The sequence below is a fragment of the Neobacillus vireti genome, assembly GCF_036962345.1.
GTDB lineage: Bacteria > Bacillota > Bacilli > Bacillales > Cytobacillaceae > Neobacillus > Neobacillus vireti_A.
Map to the genome: position 1 here is coordinate 179,806 of NZ_JBALNB010000010.1, position 18,932 is coordinate 198,737.

Genomic DNA, 18,932 nt, shown 5'->3' on the forward strand with positions numbered 1-18,932 from the left:
CTCCGAAACACAACACACTTACATTCAATCCATGTACCTTGCAATTATAATATATCAAAGAAACAAGGTCAACTGTATTTCTTATGAGATATTTAAGCTTTTGAAATTTTTATTCGTAAATACTACAAATTTTTGAACGACTCACTTAAATTTGGCATGTCCGTCCTCGAAGGACATACAATGAAGAGAGGGGGTAAGGACATGCTATACATAGTTTTATTTATTTTATTTATTTTATTATTTATTTTTGGCATGACGATAATAAGGTTCGGGTTATTTAATTTATCTGGGAATAAATTGAAAGGCTGGTTGACAAAATTAACAAGTACACCACTAAAAGGAATGGTGACAGGCACCTTTGTAACTGCATTGTTACAGAGCAGTTCTGCCGTAATGGTTATTACAATCGGGCTGATTTCAACTAAAATTATGACGTTTCCCCAATCAATTGGAATCATCTTGGGTACTAATATTGGAACAACCTTTAAAACGGAACTAATCACGTTCAACCTTGATAAAGTATTAGTTCCACTTGCCATAATCGGAGCATTTCTTACCTTTTTTAAATCAATCAAGCTAAGAAGTATCGGCATGGTCACCTTTGGAATCGCCTCTGTGTTTACAGCAATGAAAGGTTTTGAGCTTTTAGCCAAACCATTAACTGCTCTTCCTTTTATTAATAACTATATTCTCTCCATCAACGATAATATCCTCTTAAGTATTTTAACCGGAGCCTTCATTACTGCTATTATTCAATCGAGTACCGCTATGACTGGTATCACCATGGGATTTCTAACAGCTGGTCTGCTCCATCTAGATGCAGGTATTGCCATCGTATTTGGTGCCAATATCGGAACATGTATTACTGCTCTTATTGCTTCAATTGGAGGAGGTAAAGAATCCAGATTGGCGGCATTTGCGCATGTTTGGCTCAATGTAGCTGGCGTATTACTCTTTTCTCCCTTTATTCCGCTATTATCCGAAAATGCCCATTTATTAGCTGAGGAAAAAATGATCCAGCTTGCACATATTAGTGTTATTTTTAATGTGGTATCCTCGGTTATGGTCCTGCCGTTTGCTACGAAATTTGGAGAGTTAATTTTGAAGGTACATGGCAGAAAAACATAGTAAAGATGGCCTAAAAGGTTCCGTTTTCGGGGCTTTGGCTTTATTATTAAAAGACACATGAAAAGACGTATGAATTGGAATACGTCTTTTTCAGTACAATTTTATATCTGAATAACCTGGCCGATAAAAAACTGCCGATTCCCGAACTTAGAGGACCAAGAGTACCCCTACTTATTGGTTGGGGAATCAGGTTAAGCACACGCTATGATAAATAGACGGAAAAATTCCGCTTAATTGGTAATTACTATTTAAAAAGGCCCAAATAGGCGGAGAAATTCCGACTATTGACTCGAAAAAAGCAAATTTAGGAGATTTTTCTTTGCATAACCGGAAAATCTCCGCTTATTTTTACTATTGCTAGTTACTCGATTAAGGACAAGACATCTTATGTTCAAAACTGAAAAAGACGGCCAAGGGCAGTCTTTTTAGTAATCTGAATTTACAGTTAATCCTTGAAGGATCGCCACCCCGGCGCTTGCACCTATTCTCGTTGCTCCCGCTTGAATCATTTTCTGTGTATCCTCGGTATTGCGGACCCCCCCGGAAGCTTTTACACCAATATTTGGTCCTACTGTTTCCCTCATGAGCTTGATATCTTCAACCGTTGCACCGCCTGTCGAGAATCCAGTGGATGTTTTCACGTAATCAGTTCCTGCCTTAGCTGCTAGATTGCAGGCACGAACTTTTTCTTCCTCTGATAATAAGCTCGTCTCAATAATCACCTTTGTTAACGCCCTGCCCTTTGCTGCCTCTACGACAGCACGAATATCTTTTTCAACTAGCTCATCATTTTTATCCTTTAAAGCACCGATGTTAATGACCATATCAACTTCATCTGCGCCATTTTCAATTGCATTGTTAGTTTCAAACGCCTTTGTTTCAGGCGTTGTCGCACCTAATGGAAATCCAATTACGGTACAAACCTTGACACCACTGCCACTTAATAAATCCCTTGCTGTACTTACCCATGTAGGGTTCACACAAACTGAAAAGAATTTATATTCTTTTGCCTCTTGGCAAAGGGTTTCAATTTGTTGACGGGTTGCATCCGCCTTTAACAGTGTATGATCAATCATTGAAGCAATATTAGTCGTCGTCATGATATAAGCCCCTTTCAATTTTTCAAGCATTCACTTCTAACACTAGGATACCCAGATAGACTGAAAAAAGGGACCAATATTGGTCCCTTAAATGGCAGCTTCTTCTTCTGCAAATACATTAGATTTTATACGATTATCTTCGACAATACGAACAAATTGGCCTTCATTGTGTGGATATCCAGCTTTAGTGATTTTCACTTTAACAATTTTACCAATCATATCTTCTGTTGCAGGGAATACCACTTTTAAATAATTATCACTGTAACCCACATACATACCTGTGCTGAATTCTTCTTCAGGGATTACCTCTAACACGTCATTTTCAAATCGTGATGAGTATTCCTTTGCCAACTGATCAGAGAGAGTGATTAAGCGGTGTACCCGCTCATTCTTGATCTCCTCATCAACTTGATCTTCCATACGGGCTGCTGGCGTTCCAGTGCGCTTAGAATAAGGGAACACATGGAGTTCAGAAAATTTATGTTCATTAATAAAATTATATGTTTCCATAAACTCTTCTTCCGTTTCGCCAGGAAAACCAACAATAACATCAGATGTAACAGCAAGACCAGGCAGCACTTCTTTTAACCGGTCTAACCGCTCGCCAAAGAATTCCATCGTATATTTGCGGCGCATTCTTTTTAGTACCGTATTAGAACCAGATTGAATTGGAATATGCAAGTGACGAACAATGATGTTAGAGTGCTTAATTACTTCAATCACTTCATCGGTAATTTGGCTTGCTTCTATTGAGGAAATTCGAAGACGTTCAAGCCCCTTGACTTGTGCTTCTAAGTCACGAAGCAGCAATGCAAGATTATAATCCTTCATGTCTTCTCCATATCCACCTGTGTGAATTCCTGTTAAGACAATTTCCTTATAACCAGCGTCAACAAGCTGCTGTGCTTGACGAATAACTTCCTTTGGTTCACGAGATCTCATTAAACCACGAGCCCAAGGGATAATACAGAATGTACAAAAATTGTTGCAGCCTTCTTGGATTTTAAGTGATGCTCGTGTTCGATCCGTAAAGGCCGGAACATCAAGCTCCTCGTAAACACGGTTTTTCATGATATTGCCTACACCGTTAATCGGCTGACGTTCTGTTTTATATTGTTCAATGTATTCAAGCATTTTCACTCGATCCTGGGTGCCAACGACAATATCAACTCCAGGTATCGCCATGATCTCTGCAGGGGATGTTTGTGCATAACATCCCGTCACACAAATGACCGCGTCCGGATTTTTTCGGACTGCACGCCGAATAACTTGGCGGCTTTTTTTATCCCCCGTATTTGTTACCGTACACGTATTGATAATATATACATCAGAGATTGATTCAAAATCAACTCGATCATAGCCTTCTTGCTTGAACAATTGCCAGATTGCTTCAGTCTCATAATGATTCACCTTACAACCAAGTGTATGAAAAGCGACTGTCGGCATTTTATTCATCTCCTCAATAATTCAAAATGGTAGGAAACCGCCGCTAAAGCATATAAAGGCGCCGTTTCCGTTCTTAAAATCCGCGGACCTAATCCGCATAGGACAAAATCATTAGCCTGTAAAAGTTGAACCTCTTCTTCAGCTAGTCCACCCTCAGGACCAAATACGATTAATAGCGAATCGCCTGGTTTCATTCTCTGTAAAGTTGCTGAGAAAATAGATGTTTCACCGCTTCTGCTCTTTTCCTCATAAGCAGCTAATTTAAAATCAAAGTCTTTACTATTTGCAATCAAAGCTTTTAAATTCATCGGGCTGATAATTTCAGGTACCATTCCACGATGAGATTGCTCTGCAGCTTCTTTCGCAATTTTTTGCCATCTGTCTATTTTTTTGGCGGACTTTTTATCGTCCCACTTTACTACCGAACGGCGGGCAGAGAATGGAATGAATTCACGGACACCCAGCTCGGTCCCTTTTTGAATAATCCATTCAAGTTTGTCACCTTTTGGCAGTCCACTTGCAATCGTAACGAAAATCGGAAGCTCTGACTTCTCATCTATCCATTGTACAACGTCTGCAACGACATGTTCATCGGTAATTTTTGCAATTTCACAAATCGCCGTATCCCCCTTGGGATCTACACATATGATTTTGTCTCCGATTGTCATACGCATAACTTTTAACAAATGATGACGGTCATCACCATCAATTTGAAAACGGTTATCACTTGCTCGTTGTTTAACAAAGTACCGTTGCACACGATGCACCCCTCTAAAAAACATTTACTCTTTATTTTACTCAAATAAAGACTATAGTTAAAGCATAGAAAATACAAAAAAGGGGGTTAATCCCCTTTTTATAAGCATTATGTCCTCTTTGCAATGATGGCAACCCAATCTTCCATCAAGATTGTTTCTGTGATTTCAAAGCCTGACTGAATAAGTCCTTCTTTTACTTCATCCTTCTTCTGTTGAATGATTCCAGAAGCGATAAAATATCCACCAGGTTTAACAACACGTGCAACATCCTCTGTAAAACGTAAGATAACCTCAGCTAAAATATTCGCAACGATAACATCCGCAGAATTTTCATCTACACCATCTAAGAGATTATTTTGCTTAGTCGTTACTTTTTCACTTACTTTGTTAAGCTTTATATTTAATCGTGCTGAGGTTACAGCAACTTCATCTAAGTCGAAGGCACGAACATCTTCTGCTCCTAACATCGCAGCTGCAATGCTAAGGACACCAGAGCCTGTACCGACATCAATTACCCTATCACCCGGCCTGACAGACCTTTCTAGCGCCTGTATACACATAACCGTAGTCGGATGTGTTCCGGTACCGAACGCCATTCCTGGGTCCAGTTCAATGATTAATTCATCACTGCTTACTGGATTGTAGGTCTCCCAAGTAGGAACAATCGTAAACTTCTCTGAAATTTTCACAGGATGATAATATTTCTTCCATGCTGTTGCCCATTCTTCTTCGTTTACTTCACTAATGGTTACCTTATTTAAACCTATATCGATATTGTGAATAATGAGGTTATTTATTGAATCTTTTATTGCATCTACCGTTTCACCTAAGAAACTGTTTACTTGAAGATAAGCTTTTACAATAACTCCTTCTTCAGGGTAATCATCTGGATTGAGTTGGTAGATTTCCCCGAATTGATCTTCCCTTTCCTTTGTTAGTTCAAAAGGGTCCTCAATAACAACACCGCTGGCTCCCGCCTCGTGTAAAATATGTGATATTGGTTCAATCGCTTCGTTTGTAGTGTGAATACTAAGTTCAGACCATTTCATTCTACCAACTCCAATCTTTACTCGCCCTTAAAGGCTCTTTTTACTTTTGAGAAAAAGCCTTCTTCATGCTCCCCTATTGGTGAATTACCACTAAGGTCTGCAAACTCGCGAAGAAGTTGCTTTTGTTTATCAGTTAACTTTGTAGGTGTAATAATACGAACTATGATGTGTTGATCCCCCACACCATAACCACGAACATTAGGAATCCCTTTTCCTTTGAGTCGGAATTTCGTTCCTGTTTGTGTTCCGGCTGGAACCTTAAGTTTTACTTTACCATGTAAGGTTGGGACTTCAATATCATCCCCCAGCGAGGCTTGAACAAATGTGATAGGCATTTCACAATAAACATCATCGCCATCTCTTTCAAAAAACTCATGTTCTCTTACATGGAATACGATATATAAATCTCCAGATGGGCCGCCGTTAATACCGCCCTCGCCTTGTCCGGAAATCCTTAACTGTTGCCCATCGTCAATACCTGCAGGAATTTTCACATGGATTTTTTTGCGCTTTTTCACTTTACCGGAGCCGCCGCAAGTCGAACATTTATGTTTAATTTCTTTACCTGTTCCATTACAGTGGTGACAAGTACGGCGATTAACAACTCTGCCAAACGGTGTATTTTGCTCAATATTTATCTGGCCTGTTCCATGACAATGTTGACAGGTTTCAGGTTTTGTTCCCTTTTTCGCACCTGAACCATTACATGTACCACATGATTCTTCACGAGGTATTTCAATATCAGTTTCTTTCCCAAAAGCAGCCTCTTCAAAAGAAATCGTCATCGTGTACTGTAAATCTGCACCTTGTCTAGGGGCATTAGGGTCACGTCGGCGCGATCCACCGCCACCAAAGAAAGTATTAAAAATATCTTCAAACCCACCGAAACCGCCGCCGAAATCTCCGCCGCCAAAGCCTTGATTTGGGTCAGTATGACCAAATTGATCATAGTGTGCCTTTTTTTGATCATCGCTTAAAACCTCATAAGCTTCAGCGAGTTCTTTAAATTTATCCGCAGCATCAGTCTCTTTATTAATATCTGGATGATATTGTTTAGAGAGCTTCCGATACGCCTTTTTTATTTCATCCTTAGAAGCGCTCTTACTTACACCAAGCACCTCATAGTAATCCCGTTTACTCATGATTACCACTCCCGAATCTTTCACATAAAGATTATTCTAACATCTATGAGAAGTTAATTGCAATACGAAATGCTTAAGGCGCTTGTTTATCGGCGACTAGCATAAGATGAGCCGGCATGAAGGTTGCTCTTTAACCTTCTTGACGGATTGTCTGAAATGTGGAGGCGACTGCTCTGGGACGAAGGCATAAGACGAACCATGAAAGAAGGCACTTTTGCATTCTTCAGTGGATGGCTTATGACTCGAGTCCCTAGGAACCCCAACTAGACAAGATTATGCCTCGAGCCGATAGCGCCTATAGCTGGAAATATAATATCCTTAACCAAAGAAAAAGCCAAAGCCGATGCTGACTTTGACTTTTTCATTAGTTAGTATGACGAATTCTATTTTTCATCCTTGATTTCTTCAAATTCAGCGTCGACTACGTTGTCATCTTTAGGACCCGCAGCTCCGCCTTCTGCACCTTGTGCACCTTGGGCTGCCTGAGCCGCTTGTTCATAAAGCTTAACTGTTAACGCTTGAACAATTTCTTGTAAAGCGTCTTTCTTAGCACGGATTTCAGCTAGATCATTGCTTTCAATTGCAGCTTTTAAAGCATCTTTTGCTTCATTAGCATTTGCAACTTCTGCAGCGTCTACTTTACCTTCTAAGTCTTTTAATGTTTTTTCAGTCGTGAAGACTAGTTGGTCAGCTTCATTGCGTAATTCCACTTCTTCTTTACGCTGCTTGTCAGCTTCAGCGTTTTCTTCTGCTTCTCTGACCATTTTTTGAATTTCTTCATCAGAAAGACCTGTAGAAGATTTGATCGTAATTTGTTGTTCTTTATTTGTACCAAGATCTTTTGCTCGTACATTTACGATACCGTTTTTATCGATATCAAACGTTACTTCAATTTGAGGGATTCCACGTGGTGCTGGTGGAATATCTGATAATTGGAAGCGTCCTAATGTTTTATTTAGATTCGCCATTGGACGTTCCCCTTGAAGAACGTGGATATCAACAGCTGTTTGGTTATCAGCAGCAGTCGAGAAAACTTGTGATTTTGATGTTGGAATCGTTGTGTTACGGTCAATCAATTTTGTAAACACGCCGCCCATTGTTTCGATACCAAGTGATAATGGTGTAACGTCAAGCAACACTACATCCTTTACATCACCTGTGATAACGCCGCCTTGAACCGCAGCACCCATCGCAACAACTTCATCTGGGTTAACTCCGCGGTGAGGTTCCTGACCAGTAGCTTTTTTAATCGCTTCTTGAACAGCAGGAATACGAGTTGAACCTCCAACAAGAATAACCTTATCAAGCTCTGATGGTGAAATACCAGCATCACTTAATGCTTGGCGAGTTGGTCCCATTGTACGTTCTACAAGATGAGCAGACAACTCATCAAATTTTGCTCTAGTCATTGTCACTTCAAGGTGAAGTGGACCAGCTGGACCTGCAGTGATAAACGGTAAAGAAATTTGCGTTGAAGCTACACCAGATAAATCCTTTTTCGCTTTTTCTGCTGCATCTTTTAAGCGTTGTAATGCCATTTTATCTTGAGATAGATCAATACCATTTTCCTTTTTGAATTGTTCAACAAGGTAATCGATGATAACTTGGTCAAAGTCATCCCCACCAAGACGGTTATCACCTGCAGTTGCTTTTACTTCAAATACGCCATCCCCTAGTTCAAGGATGGATACGTCAAACGTACCGCCGCCAAGGTCATATACTAGAATCGTTTGATCTTGATCTGTTTTATCTAAGCCATATGCAAGAGCAGCAGCAGTAGGTTCATTGATGATACGCTCTACTTCTAAACCAGCGATTCTACCTGCATCCTTTGTTGCTTGACGCTCAGCATCGTTAAAGTAAGCTGGTACAGTAATAACTGCCTTTGTAACTGGCTCTCCTAGATAATCTTCAGCATAAGATTTTAAATATTGAAGGATTATAGCTGACATTTCTTGAGGAGTATAATTCTTACCTTCTACTTCAACTTTGTAATCTGTTCCCATATGTCTTTTAATGGACATGATGGTATTTGGATTCGTAACAGCCTGACGCTTAGCTACTTCACCTATTTGACGTTCACCGTTTTTAAATGCTACAACAGATGGCGTTGTGCGGTTTCCTTCTGGATTTGGAATAACCTTTGGTTCGCCGCCTTCAAGAACGGAGACACATGAGTTTGTTGTACCAAGGTCAATACCGATAATTTTACTCATAACCTTTTCCTCCTAGATAACAATATGTAGGTTTTATTGGTTTACCTTAACCATTGATGGGCGGATCAAACGATCCTTTAACATGTAACCTTTTTGGAATTCATCAGTCACAATGTTGGAACCAAAATTCTCATCTTCCCCTTGCATAACGGCTTGATGGAAGTTTGGATCAAATTCTTTACCAACAGCTTCAATTGGCTCGACACCTTCTTTTTTCAAGGCATCAACTAAACTGCGATATACCATTTCCATTCCTTGAAGCAAAGATTTAGTTTGCTCATTATCTGCTTCTACTTTTAGGCCTCGTTCAAAGTTATCTAGAACTGGCAGCAATTCAGTGACTAATTTTTGTGCTTTATATTTTTCACCGGCCTCGATATCTAATCGAGTTCGACGGCGGAAGTTATCAAAATCAGCTTGAAGACGCAAATAACGATTGTCCGCTTCCTCTAGCTTACTAGTAAGGGCTTGAATTTCAGCAGCATAGTCCACTGTAGTTGATTGGTCAGTTGAGTTCTCATCTTCACCAAAAACAGTTTCAACTTCCACATCGGTAAGTTCTGCATGTTCGTTTGTTTGAGATTCAACTTCTTCACTAATCGTGTTGTTCTTTTCTTCTGTCAACTTACTCACCTCCTTAAAGGATTAGCTTTCTATCTAAGAATTAAATTTTTTAAAAATGGGAGGAGGGGAAAACTAAACCATTTCACCTAAGTGTGATACGCAGTATTTCACCCTTACTCAATATTTCCACCACTATTATTTTTGATACAAGTTTGTTAATACTGAGGTTAAATCCTTACTTAAAAACTTTAAAAGGCTAATAACCCGAGAATATTCCATTCTCGTTGGACCAAGAATGGCAATTGTTCCTAAACTTTCTGTCCCAACCGAATAGGTTGCCGTAATAAGGCTGCAATTTTCCATTGCACTATTCTTGTTTTCTGTTCCGATCTTCACGTTAATACCAGCTGAATTATGTTTGATCAATGGGTAAATCCATTCCTCATGGTCAATCATTTGCAGCAGATCTCGGATTTTGCTGATATCATGAAACTCGGGCTGACTTAACATATTGGTCTTTCCACCAAAGAATAGTTTTTCATTTGCCGGCATTTTTAAGGATTCAGCAATCGTATACAGCATTAAATCGTAATTTCTAATATGCTGCCTTAAAAGTGTGGCAACTTCTTTGTAGATTTTATCGTTTAGGTCTTCTAGCGCTACACCGGTTAATCGTTCGTTTAAAATGTTAACCGTTTTTTCCAAATCACTTGCGTCCACAGTTGGCGGCAAATAAAATGTTCGATTCTCAACATGCCCCGAATCGGTTACAAAGATTGCCACGGCTGTTTCCTTATTCAATGGAATGATTTGGATCCTTTTAAGTTTATTTAAACTTGCAGCAGGACCTAACACGATGGACGTATAATTGGTTAAATCTGATAAAATCTTGGCGGATTTTTGAATAATTTTTTCAAATTCAAAAATCTTCTCAGCAAAAATAGACTGTATGATCGTTATATCCTGTTTATCTAATGCTTGAGGCGACAATAAATGGTCAACATAATAGCGATAACCTTTTTCAGAAGGTACACGACCTGAAGAAGTGTGTGTTTTCTCAATATAGCCTAGTTCTTCGAGATCAGACATTTCATTCCGTATAGTCGCTGAACTAAATGATATTTCTTCCTTTTTCGACAAACTCCTTGAGCCGACAGGTTGTGCAGACCGAATAAAATCATCAACAATAACCTGAAGAATCAATAATTGACGATCTGTTAACACCTTTCATCACCTCTGTTAGCACTCATTAGAGTCGAGTGCTAATTCTATTAATAAATTATCAAAAATAGGGGGAGGGTGTCAATCATTTGCTATCAAGAAATACAAAAGCAGCTTTCCAAAACATCAATTTGTGACACCTAAGAATGATTGAAAAACTTCATTTCCTAACAGCCGCCCTCTTTTTGTTAAATATATATTATCCTTTTTTACTTCTATCCATTTTTTAGCAATCAAATCAGATATCTCATTTTCAAAAATTTTCAGTGGGTCCATATCAAACTTTTCGATGAAATGGGATATAGATACGCCATCTGTTTTACGCAGACCTAAAAACATTTCTTCTTCTATTTGTTCTGCTTTTGTAGTTTGGTGTTCCTGGAATATTGGGAGTTTTCCGTCAGAAATTTGTTCCATATATTTCTTCAATGGTCCTGCATTGGAGCGTCTCCAGCCATTCACATAGCTGTGCGCTCCTGCACCAAACCCATAATAGTAATCGTTATTCCAGTATGTTAGGTTATGTTTGCTTTCATAGCCAGGCTTTGAAAAATTACTAATTTCATATTGATTAAATCCATAGTTTTCCATCTGTTCCATTAGCAGTACATACATCTCTGCTTCCGTATCTTCTCCCGGTGTCGGAAGTTTCCCTTTTTGCATGAGATTGTAAAAAACGGTCTTAGGTTCAATGATTAACGAGTACGCCGAATAATGTTGAATGTCTAGTGAAAAAGCTTCTGTCAATGACTCTTTAAAGTCTGTTAGGGTTTGGGTCGGCAGACTGAAGATTAAATCAATGCTAATATTTTTGAAGCCAATAGACTTTGCACTTTCTACTGTTTGGTAAACGTCCTTTGCTCGGTGAACACGTCCAATCTTTTTTAATAATTCGTCATTAAAGGTTTGAACACCTAGACTGAGTCGGTTTACACCTGCATTCTTTAATATTTGTAACTTTTCCTTACTTAAATCTCCCGGATTCGCTTCAAAGGTAAATTCATGCTGATGACTCATCGGCAAGTTTCTGTTAATACTTTCACAAAATTTCTCGAGCTGCCTCTCATTTAAGGAGGTGGGTGTACCGCCGCCCACAAATATGGTATCCAGTTGATTAGTTGGATATTGTTGTAACGTAAGAATCATTTCCTGCTCAAGTGCCTCTAAATATTGGTCTACCGGCTGCCCTTTCAGGAAAACTTTATTGAAATCACAGTAATGGCAAATATGTTCACAAAAAGGGATATGGAGATAGGCAGCTTTAATCATACTTTCACCTTCTTATTTCGGTTCTGGCTTCATGTATCACTTATGAGGCCGCTTTTCTAAATTTCTTTATGAGTTTGGGCTTCATAGAAAGAAAAGAGGCTGGATTTTGCCTATTAATAGACTTGTCCTAACCTCCCGTTTTGTTTTTTATTTTTTTGAATTGTTATCATCCATTTTTAGGACAGCCATGAAGGCTTCTTGTGGGACTTCGACAGACCCAACCTGTTTCATCCGTTTTTTACCTTCTTTTTGTTTCTCAAGCAGCTTTCGTTTACGGGAAATATCTCCCCCATAACATTTAGCCAATACGTTTTTACCCATAGATTTAATGGTTGAACGAGCAACAATTTTTTGACCAATAGCAGCTTGGACAGGAACTTCGAATTGCTGCCTTGGGATTAATTCCTTTAGCTTCTCAACAATGACTTTGCCGCGTTCGTAGGCAAAATCTTTATGAACGATAAAGCTTAAGGCATCCACCTTTTCAGCGTTTAACAATATATCCATTTTAACCAAGCTAGACGGTTTGTAGCCAATTAATTCATAATCAAATGACGCATAGCCTCGCGTGCTGGACTTAAGTTGATCAAAGAAGTCATAAACAATTTCTGCTAAAGGAACTTCATAGATGATGCTTACACGGTTTTCACCTTGGTATTCCATATTAATAAAAATACCACGCTTTTGCTGACACAACTCCATAATCGCACCGACATATTCATTTGGAGCCATCATCGTTGCTTTTACGTAAGGCTCTTCAACATGGTCAATTTTCTGTGGATCCGGAAGATTGGAAGGGTTATCCACTTTTATTTGAGTGCCATCTGTCAAGTGTACATCATAGATAACACTCGGAGCCGTTGTAATCAAATCAATCTTAAATTCACGTTCTATCCGTTCCTGAATAATCTCCATATGAAGCAGACCTAAGAACCCACAGCGAAATCCAAAGCCTAGTGCTTGGGAAGTTTCAGGCTCGAATTGAAGCGCAGAATCATTTAACTGCAGCTTTTCGAGTGCTTCACGTAAATCATTAAATTTCGCTGTATCGATTGGATACAATCCGCAATACACCATTGGATTTAATTTTCGATATCCTGGCAGCGGTTCAGTTGCTCCATTTTTTGCATTTGTAATCGTATCACCGACACGAGTATCGCCTACATTTTTAATAGAAGCGGACAGGAATCCAACATCACCAACTGTTAACTCGTCTTGAAGTGTAGCTTTTGGTGTAAATACCCCTACTTCATTTACTTCAAATTCTGCACCGGTTGCCATCATTTTAATTTTATCGCCTACTTTTACACTGCCATCGACAACTCGAATATAGGCTACTACACCTCTATAAGCATCATAAAGGGAATCAAAAATCAATGCTTTTAATGGAGCATCAGGGTCACCAGTTGGGGCAGGAACAGACTTAACAACCTGTTCAAGGATATCCTCAATCCCAATTCCAGCTTTAGCAGATGCTAAAACCGCTTCAGAGGCATCAAGTCCAATAACCTCTTCAATTTCATTACGGACTCTTTCAGGCTCAGCACTAGGTAAGTCGATTTTATTAATAACAGGTAAGATTTCAAGGTTATTATCTAGTGCAAGGTAAACATTCGCTAAGGTTTGTGCTTCAATCCCCTGCGCCGCGTCAACAACCAAAACAGCACCTTCACAAGCAGCAAGGGAACGTGATACCTCATAGGTAAAATCGACGTGTCCCGGCGTATCGATAAGATGGAAGGTGTACTCTTCCCCATCTTTTGCTTTGTATTTTAATTGTACAGCATTTAACTTAATCGTAATCCCGCGTTCTCTCTCTAAATCCATCGAATCTAGAAGCTGGGCCTTCATTTCACGCGAAGTTAATGCATTGGTTTTTTCTAAAATACGATCTGCTAATGTTGATTTCCCGTGGTCAATATGGGCAATAATTGAAAAATTTCTTATTTTTGATTGTCTTTTTAGTTTTTCTTCTCTATTCATGTATTCCACTCCTACTATAACTCGGACCTGTAGACTATTTTTGATTATATCAGTACGGGAAATAAGATTCAATTAAAACTGAATGAACGTGGTCTTTACAAATAAAAGAGCGGGGACCATTACGGAACCGCTCTAAGAATATTATTGAGTTAGTAGGTTAATTAGTTTTTCTGATGCACTGGTAACACCTTCAGAAATCTTCTTTCCCATAGATGAGAAAAGATTAAAGGCACTTATTTCTTCAAGTTTCTTTTTCTTTTCATTTAGATCGTGACTCGATATGTTATTTCCCAAAAAAGTTGCCTTCACATGCTCACCATCGTCATCTATCGCTACAGCATTTTGAAAATTCGGGTCGTCATAGCCCTTCATTTTATGAATCCCGTCATTAGCGAGCTGCATTCCAGCTAACACCGAAATGAACATTATCGCCAAGACACCGAAAAATTTCAGCATGAACATTTTCATAGGACATGCTCCTTTATCCCTATTGTTTATCCGTAGACTCCTCAACATCTTGATTTACCTTTTCAGCCTGCCAAAAGTATTCACTAAAGACATCTGCAAGTGCCTCCGCAGAACGGTTTAACTCTTCCATCGTATTATCAACACCGCCAAATTCAATTAATAAAGCATTCTCAGATAAATTTTGATTGTAGACTCCATTCTGACCAGCACCTTGGTTTTTCATAACCCCATAGCTTAAACCTTTGTATTTTTTCTCCAAAAGATTATGGAGGTCTGTCGCCAATTTTAGATTTTTTTCGTAATTTGGATTTTTACCACCTATAACAAAAACAAGCTGTGCATATGGTTGTCCATTTACAATCGGGGTCGTTTTATCTTTTCGGCGTGCATCTCGATGGATATCAATTAAATATTGTATTTCACGATTTGAAGCCATTGCCGTCCTAACCAATTCTCCTGACTTCGAATATGCACCAGCCATCTTTACCTGACCCATTACATCAGATTTATCAATAGAAGTTCCAATTCCCCTCGCCTCAAGGCCTGCTTTTAATTGATCACCTATTTTAGTGACATTTAACTGAGAGTGATAGGCAAGGTTGGGATCGGTAACCCCTTGTAAATAAGGTAAATAGGATTCGCGATTATGTGTAAAGTAGAGATGTACAACCTTTTTATCACCTGTGGTTGTGTTAGGTGGCTGTGAAGGCGTTACGTTACCTGTACCTTCCTCTATTCCCTCTATATTTTGCAAGGAAGCCTCCCGCTCAGCCAACATTATTTCTATTGGAGGTGCAGACTCCATCGGCATATTGGTATAATTTGAACCTTGACCAGCAACAACAATTTGTCCATCAAACTGATAAAATCCTGGAAGCTCTCTGCCTAAAAGACTTCTTGGGTCATTTAAATTAATATTGCTTGAAAGCTTAAAAATTACATTGGTTAATTTTGGGCTAGCTGTTAAATTATCCTCAATAGTTAAAAAATGATGATTCTCCCAAGCCATCAGTTGGTAGAGCATTTTACCATTTATTTGATTTGTGGCTGTATTAACCGAATCTGACATAAGTCTATATTGGGGCTTTAAAGATGTTAGAAGCCCGCTGATAGAAAAGACCAAAATCATAAACAATAAGACAATAGAGGTTACTTTAATTAAATTTGTCGCATGTACGGTCAAAAACAATCCGGAATGTTTAGTAGATTTCATGGTTCCACCTCTCAATTTGATTCTAGTAAATACTTATGACTCCACTAGAATTACTAGAACCATTATTCTTAGGTTGAGAGGTGGTCAAATCATATTATCTTGTATAGTATCCTGCATTTCCTTGGTCGACATTACTGTGAAGCGCAGCATTCAACCCGCTTGCAATCAGGTTTGCCATGTCTTCTATAAATACATCCACTTCCTTTGGAGTTACCATTAAATTGTGTCCCAAAGGAGCAAGCACTTCGTATATTAATTTACGTTTTTCTTCCTCTTCCAATGTCCCAATCATTCCAAGGAAGGTCTGACGATGTTTTTCTTCTGGCAGGTCATCATCGGTAAGTTTTTTTCTCTTTCCGAATGTCATACCGGCTGGTGCAAGTGCTCTGGACGGACGATTCCCTTCCTTTAACTCCTTGCCAAAATGTTTAAGGATATAGTCAATGGTGTCACTAGTGATGGAAACGGCATCCACTACAGTTGGTACACCAATAGCAATAACTGGAACTCCCAACGTTTCCTTACTTAACTCTTTTCTTTTATTTCCAACTCCCGACCCCGGGTGAATCCCTGTGTCAGAAACTTGTATCGTCGAATTGACTCTTTCTATCGATCTTGCGGCTAAAGCGTCGATTGCAATGACAAAGTCAGGTTTTGTTTTTTCTACTACTCCAAAAATAATATCGCTGGTCTCAATCCCTGTTAATCCCATTACCCCAGGAACTAAGGAACTAACCGGACGATAGCCTTCCTCTACGTTTTCAGGCTGTAATTGGAATAAGTGTCTGGTGATTAATAGATTCTCACACACCATGGGCCCAAGTGCATCAGGGGTAACATTCCAATTTCCCAATCCAACAATAAGACAGGACGCGTCTTTTTTAATCCCGGCGCCTTCTAAGAAGTGAGCAAATTCTTTAGCAAAAATTTCCTCAACCTTTTGCTGTAACGGCGTATCCTGCTGTCGAATTCCTTGTACTTCGAGGGTTAAATAACGTCCTGGTTTTTTACCTAATTGTTTTGCACCTTCTGCAGTGACCTCCACCAATGAAATTTTTATATCATCAACATCTTTTTCTTTAATGATGACCCCTTCAATTTGTGAAAGGTCCTTCTCTTGATCAACAGTTCCCTCCCTGCTGGCAATGACCATTTCTCTAGATTCAATTGCTAAATCCGTTCGAATTGAGTATTGGCTTAAGTCGATATTGCTGCTAATGTTGTCTTTCATATATATCGCTCCCATCTCCAATTTCTTATTCCAGCTCCAGCGACTAGGGGCTCGGGGTCATAAGCATGTCTAGTTCCGGCTCCTTGGGACTCGAGTCGTAAGCCACCCCCTGAAGAAGGCAAAAAGCGCCTTCTTGCAGTGTGCGTCTTACGCCTTCGTCCCAGAGCAGTCGCCTCCACTTTTCTTACAATCCGTCAAGAAGGTAAAGAGCAACCTTCTCGCCGGCTCGTCTTATGCCTGTCGCCCCTGGGCACTAAGGAAAGCTCCTTAGATTTACCTCGCAGGAACAAGCTGTGCTTGTTCCGAAGTCGCTTCCGCTTTTTTCCTTAGAAACTATTTCCTATTTTTGCCCCTTTTCCGCGAAAACATTCAAGTTTATTGTGATATGTAAAGAATCTAGTATTGCAATCTAGGGTTTGGTTTGATAAAATATCTTTTGTTCTGATTAATTGTGAATGAAGGTAAAGTCGAGTTCATATAGTCTCGATTCTTTGTAGGAGGTGAAAGTAATGCCTAACATTAAATCTGCTATTAAGCGTGTAAAAACAAGCGAAGCTCGTAATGCTCAAAATACAACTGCTAAATCTGCTATGCGTACGGCTGTTAAGAAAGTAGAAGCTGCTGTTACTCTTAACGATGCTCCTGCAGCTAAAGAAGCATTCTCAAGTGCTGCTAGCAAACTAGACAAGGCTGCTGCTAAAGGACTTATCCATAAAAATGCTGCTGCTCGTAAAAAATCACGTCTTGCTAAAAAAGCTAACTCTTTATAATAAGAGTGCATAAAAAAACGATTCCCATCTGGAATCGTTTTTTTGTTGTTGCTTTAGCGTCTTATTTTAAATAATAGCATCTCAATCAATAATGACTTATTCATTCCGCCCGTTTTCATCTGGTGATCAGCATTTGCAAGCATCGTCATCAGATTGGTCAAATCCTCATCCGTAAATTGGTTGGCTTGACCAGCCGCAAGCTTTACCCGAAAAGGGTGAGCTTTTAAAAATCCAGCCATTTGCTGTTGTCCATATCCTCTTCTAGACAGCTCCTTCACCTGATAAATCAATCTAAATTGCCCTGCAAGCAATGCTAATATTTTTATCGGCTCTTCATTTTGCTTTAATAAATCATAATAAATGCGAAGGGCATCTTCTGGTTTCCGTTGAACAACTTTTTCTATAAGTGTAAAAATATTTTGTTCCAGTGACCTTGAGACTAACTTTTCCACCATTGAAGCATTTATTTTTTTATCGTCAGAAGCATATAAAGCTAATTTATCAACTTCACTCGTGATCATAAACATGTTCGTTCCTACAAGGGTAAGTAATCGTTCAAGTGCATCAGACTCGAAAATGATTCCATTTGCTTTTGCTCTTTCCTTCACCCAATTTTTTAATTCAAATTCATTTAATTTCTTTGCTTCGACAGTGACTGCTGTTCGTTTTAGCTCTTTGGTAATTTTCTTTCGTTCGTCCAGCTTTTCATATGGCGCCGAGATAACAAGAACGGTGTATGGTGCTGGTTCTTTTATATATTCTTCTAGTCGTGAGAGATTATGATCAATTTTTTCTTTTTGTTTTTCAGCTGTTAAAAATTTAGGATTATGTAAAAAAATCACTTTTTTTTCGCCTAAAAACGGAAAGGTTTCTGCGTCTTCTAAAGCCGTTTCAATCGGAGTTTCTTCTAAATCATATGCAGTAAAATTAAAGTCCATTTCGTCTTCGTTTAAAACCTGGTTAAGCAGCATTTGTTTCGTTTCATTGATTAAAAACGCCTCAGTACCATATAATAAATAAATGGGAGCAATTTCCCTTTGTTTAATTTGTTTCCAAATATCTAATACCATTATCCAAGCTCCCCTTCAATTCACATTCCATTATCTATCGTAATGAAGCTTGGACAATTTGACAAGTGTTAAAAGGGAATTGACGACTTAGAGAATAAGCGCCAATTCCCGATCTATGATGAACGCCTGCAATTAAAGCCCTAGGATCTTTTAATCGCTTGGCGGAGTTCCTTGTGTAAATTTAGTGTCACCTTTTTGGTTTAAAGTATTTGTGTCAACTCTTGTCAATAAAGGAAGCAGATATTGAATGTATACTGGATTTTTTAAAATAAATCGCTTATACTATATTGTGAAATAGGAGGGG

The 18,932-nt window shown here is 39.0% G+C and carries 16 protein-coding genes; 2 read left to right on the forward strand and 14 right to left on the reverse strand.

Translation table 11 applies throughout. The features are described 5' to 3' along the window. The first annotated feature begins 201 nt into the window (after positions 1-201). Positions 202-1,128, forward strand: coding sequence for a Na/Pi symporter (locus V7108_RS13050; RefSeq protein ID WP_335568470.1), 927 nt, complete (start codon positions 202-204; stop codon positions 1,126-1,128). A gap of 425 nt (positions 1,129-1,553) precedes the next feature. Here V7108_RS13050 and deoC read toward each other — a convergent pair whose 3' ends face one another. The 13 genes from deoC to gpr all read right to left on the reverse strand — a co-directional run bounded on the left by deoC (position 1,554) and on the right by gpr (position 16,788). Continuing rightward, entirely contained in the window at positions 1,554-2,228 is a 675-nt protein-coding gene (deoC, locus tag V7108_RS13055; protein WP_335568471.1) for a deoxyribose-phosphate aldolase, read from the reverse strand. An 87-nt stretch (positions 2,229-2,315) separates the two neighbouring features. Further along, complete coding sequence (gene mtaB / locus V7108_RS13060; protein ID WP_335568472.1) at positions 2,316-3,674, reverse strand: tRNA (N(6)-L-threonylcarbamoyladenosine(37)-C(2))-methylthiotransferase MtaB; 1,359 nt, start codon at positions 3,672-3,674, stop codon at positions 2,316-2,318. 5 nt (positions 3,675-3,679) lie between these two features. Then, positions 3,680-4,432: a 16S rRNA (uracil(1498)-N(3))-methyltransferase gene (locus tag V7108_RS13065; RefSeq protein WP_335568473.1), complete on the reverse strand. Its 753-nt coding sequence runs from the start codon at positions 4,430-4,432 to the stop codon at positions 3,680-3,682. A 107-nt stretch (positions 4,433-4,539) separates the two neighbouring features. Next, positions 4,540-5,481, reverse strand: coding sequence for a 50S ribosomal protein L11 methyltransferase (prmA, locus tag V7108_RS13070; RefSeq protein ID WP_335516780.1), 942 nt, complete (start codon positions 5,479-5,481; stop codon positions 4,540-4,542). Positions 5,482-5,498: 17 nt separating this feature from the next. Further along, a complete protein-coding gene (gene dnaJ, locus V7108_RS13075; RefSeq protein ID WP_335568474.1) occupies positions 5,499-6,623 on the reverse strand; it encodes a molecular chaperone DnaJ in 1,125 nt (374 codons plus the stop codon). 383 nt (positions 6,624-7,006) lie between these two features. Next, positions 7,007-8,839, reverse strand: a complete 1,833-nt coding sequence (gene dnaK / locus V7108_RS13080) for a molecular chaperone DnaK (protein ID WP_335568475.1) — start codon at positions 8,837-8,839, stop codon at positions 7,007-7,009. A 33-nt stretch (positions 8,840-8,872) separates the two neighbouring features. Further along, entirely contained in the window at positions 8,873-9,463 is a 591-nt protein-coding gene (gene grpE, locus V7108_RS13085; protein WP_335568476.1) for a nucleotide exchange factor GrpE, read from the reverse strand. Positions 9,464-9,598: 135 nt separating this feature from the next. Continuing rightward, positions 9,599-10,627, reverse strand: a complete 1,029-nt coding sequence (gene hrcA / locus V7108_RS13090) for a heat-inducible transcriptional repressor HrcA (RefSeq protein ID WP_335510427.1) — start codon at positions 10,625-10,627, stop codon at positions 9,599-9,601. A 123-nt stretch (positions 10,628-10,750) separates the two neighbouring features. After that, positions 10,751-11,893, reverse strand: a complete 1,143-nt coding sequence (gene hemW, locus V7108_RS13095; protein ID WP_335510430.1) for a radical SAM family heme chaperone HemW — start codon at positions 11,891-11,893, stop codon at positions 10,751-10,753. Positions 11,894-12,040: 147 nt separating this feature from the next. Beyond that, positions 12,041-13,876: a translation elongation factor 4 gene (lepA, locus tag V7108_RS13100; RefSeq protein ID WP_335510432.1), complete on the reverse strand. Its 1,836-nt coding sequence runs from the start codon at positions 13,874-13,876 to the stop codon at positions 12,041-12,043. Between the two features lie 141 nt (positions 13,877-14,017). Further along, the gene (locus V7108_RS13105) at positions 14,018-14,344 is read right to left on the reverse strand and encodes a DUF3679 domain-containing protein (RefSeq protein WP_335510433.1); all 327 of its coding nucleotides are present in this window, start codon (positions 14,342-14,344) and stop codon (positions 14,018-14,020) included. Between the two features lie 19 nt (positions 14,345-14,363). Further along, positions 14,364-15,557, reverse strand: coding sequence for a stage II sporulation protein P (gene spoIIP, locus V7108_RS13110; protein ID WP_335510435.1), 1,194 nt, complete (start codon positions 15,555-15,557; stop codon positions 14,364-14,366). A 94-nt stretch (positions 15,558-15,651) separates the two neighbouring features. Continuing rightward, positions 15,652-16,788 (reverse strand): GPR endopeptidase, encoded by a 1,137-nt coding sequence (gpr, locus tag V7108_RS13115; protein WP_335510437.1) that lies wholly within the window; start codon positions 16,786-16,788, stop codon positions 15,652-15,654. 509 nt (positions 16,789-17,297) lie between these two features. Between gpr and rpsT the strand changes: the two genes are divergently transcribed. After that, entirely contained in the window at positions 17,298-17,558 is a 261-nt protein-coding gene (rpsT, locus tag V7108_RS13120) for a 30S ribosomal protein S20 (protein ID WP_335510439.1), read from the forward strand. Between the two features lie 53 nt (positions 17,559-17,611). Here rpsT and holA read toward each other — a convergent pair whose 3' ends face one another. Then, on the reverse strand, positions 17,612-18,628 hold the full coding sequence (gene holA / locus V7108_RS13125) for a DNA polymerase III subunit delta (protein WP_335568477.1): 1,017 nt from the start codon (positions 18,626-18,628) through the stop codon (positions 17,612-17,614). Between the last annotated feature and the right edge of the window lie 304 nt (positions 18,629-18,932).

Coding starts and splice junctions, on each gene's coding strand:
- V7108_RS13050 (WP_335568470.1), top strand. CDS start 202: ATGCTATACATAGTTTTATTTATTTTATTTATTTTATTATTTATTTTT.
- rpsT (WP_335510439.1), top strand. CDS start 17,298: ATGCCTAACATTAAATCTGCTATTAAGCGTGTAAAAACAAGCGAAGCT.
- dnaJ (WP_335568474.1), bottom strand. CDS start 6,623: ATGAGTAAACGGGATTACTATGAGGTGCTTGGTGTAAGTAAGAGCGCT.
- dnaK (WP_335568475.1), bottom strand. CDS start 8,839: ATGAGTAAAATTATCGGTATTGACCTTGGTACAACAAACTCATGTGTC.
- prmA (WP_335516780.1), bottom strand. CDS start 5,481: ATGAAATGGTCTGAACTTAGTATTCACACTACAAACGAAGCGATTGAA.
- V7108_RS13105 (WP_335510433.1), bottom strand. CDS start 14,344: ATGAAAATGTTCATGCTGAAATTTTTCGGTGTCTTGGCGATAATGTTC.
- spoIIP (WP_335510435.1), bottom strand. CDS start 15,557: ATGAAATCTACTAAACATTCCGGATTGTTTTTGACCGTACATGCGACA.
- gpr (WP_335510437.1), bottom strand. CDS start 16,788: ATGAAAGACAACATTAGCAGCAATATCGACTTAAGCCAATACTCAATT.
- holA (WP_335568477.1), bottom strand. CDS start 18,628: ATGGTATTAGATATTTGGAAACAAATTAAACAAAGGGAAATTGCTCCC.
- lepA (WP_335510432.1), bottom strand. CDS start 13,876: ATGAATAGAGAAGAAAAACTAAAAAGACAATCAAAAATAAGAAATTTT.
- deoC (WP_335568471.1), bottom strand. CDS start 2,228: ATGACGACGACTAATATTGCTTCAATGATTGATCATACACTGTTAAAG.
- mtaB (WP_335568472.1), bottom strand. CDS start 3,674: ATGCCGACAGTCGCTTTTCATACACTTGGTTGTAAGGTGAATCATTAT.
- hemW (WP_335510430.1), bottom strand. CDS start 11,893: ATGATTAAAGCTGCCTATCTCCATATCCCTTTTTGTGAACATATTTGC.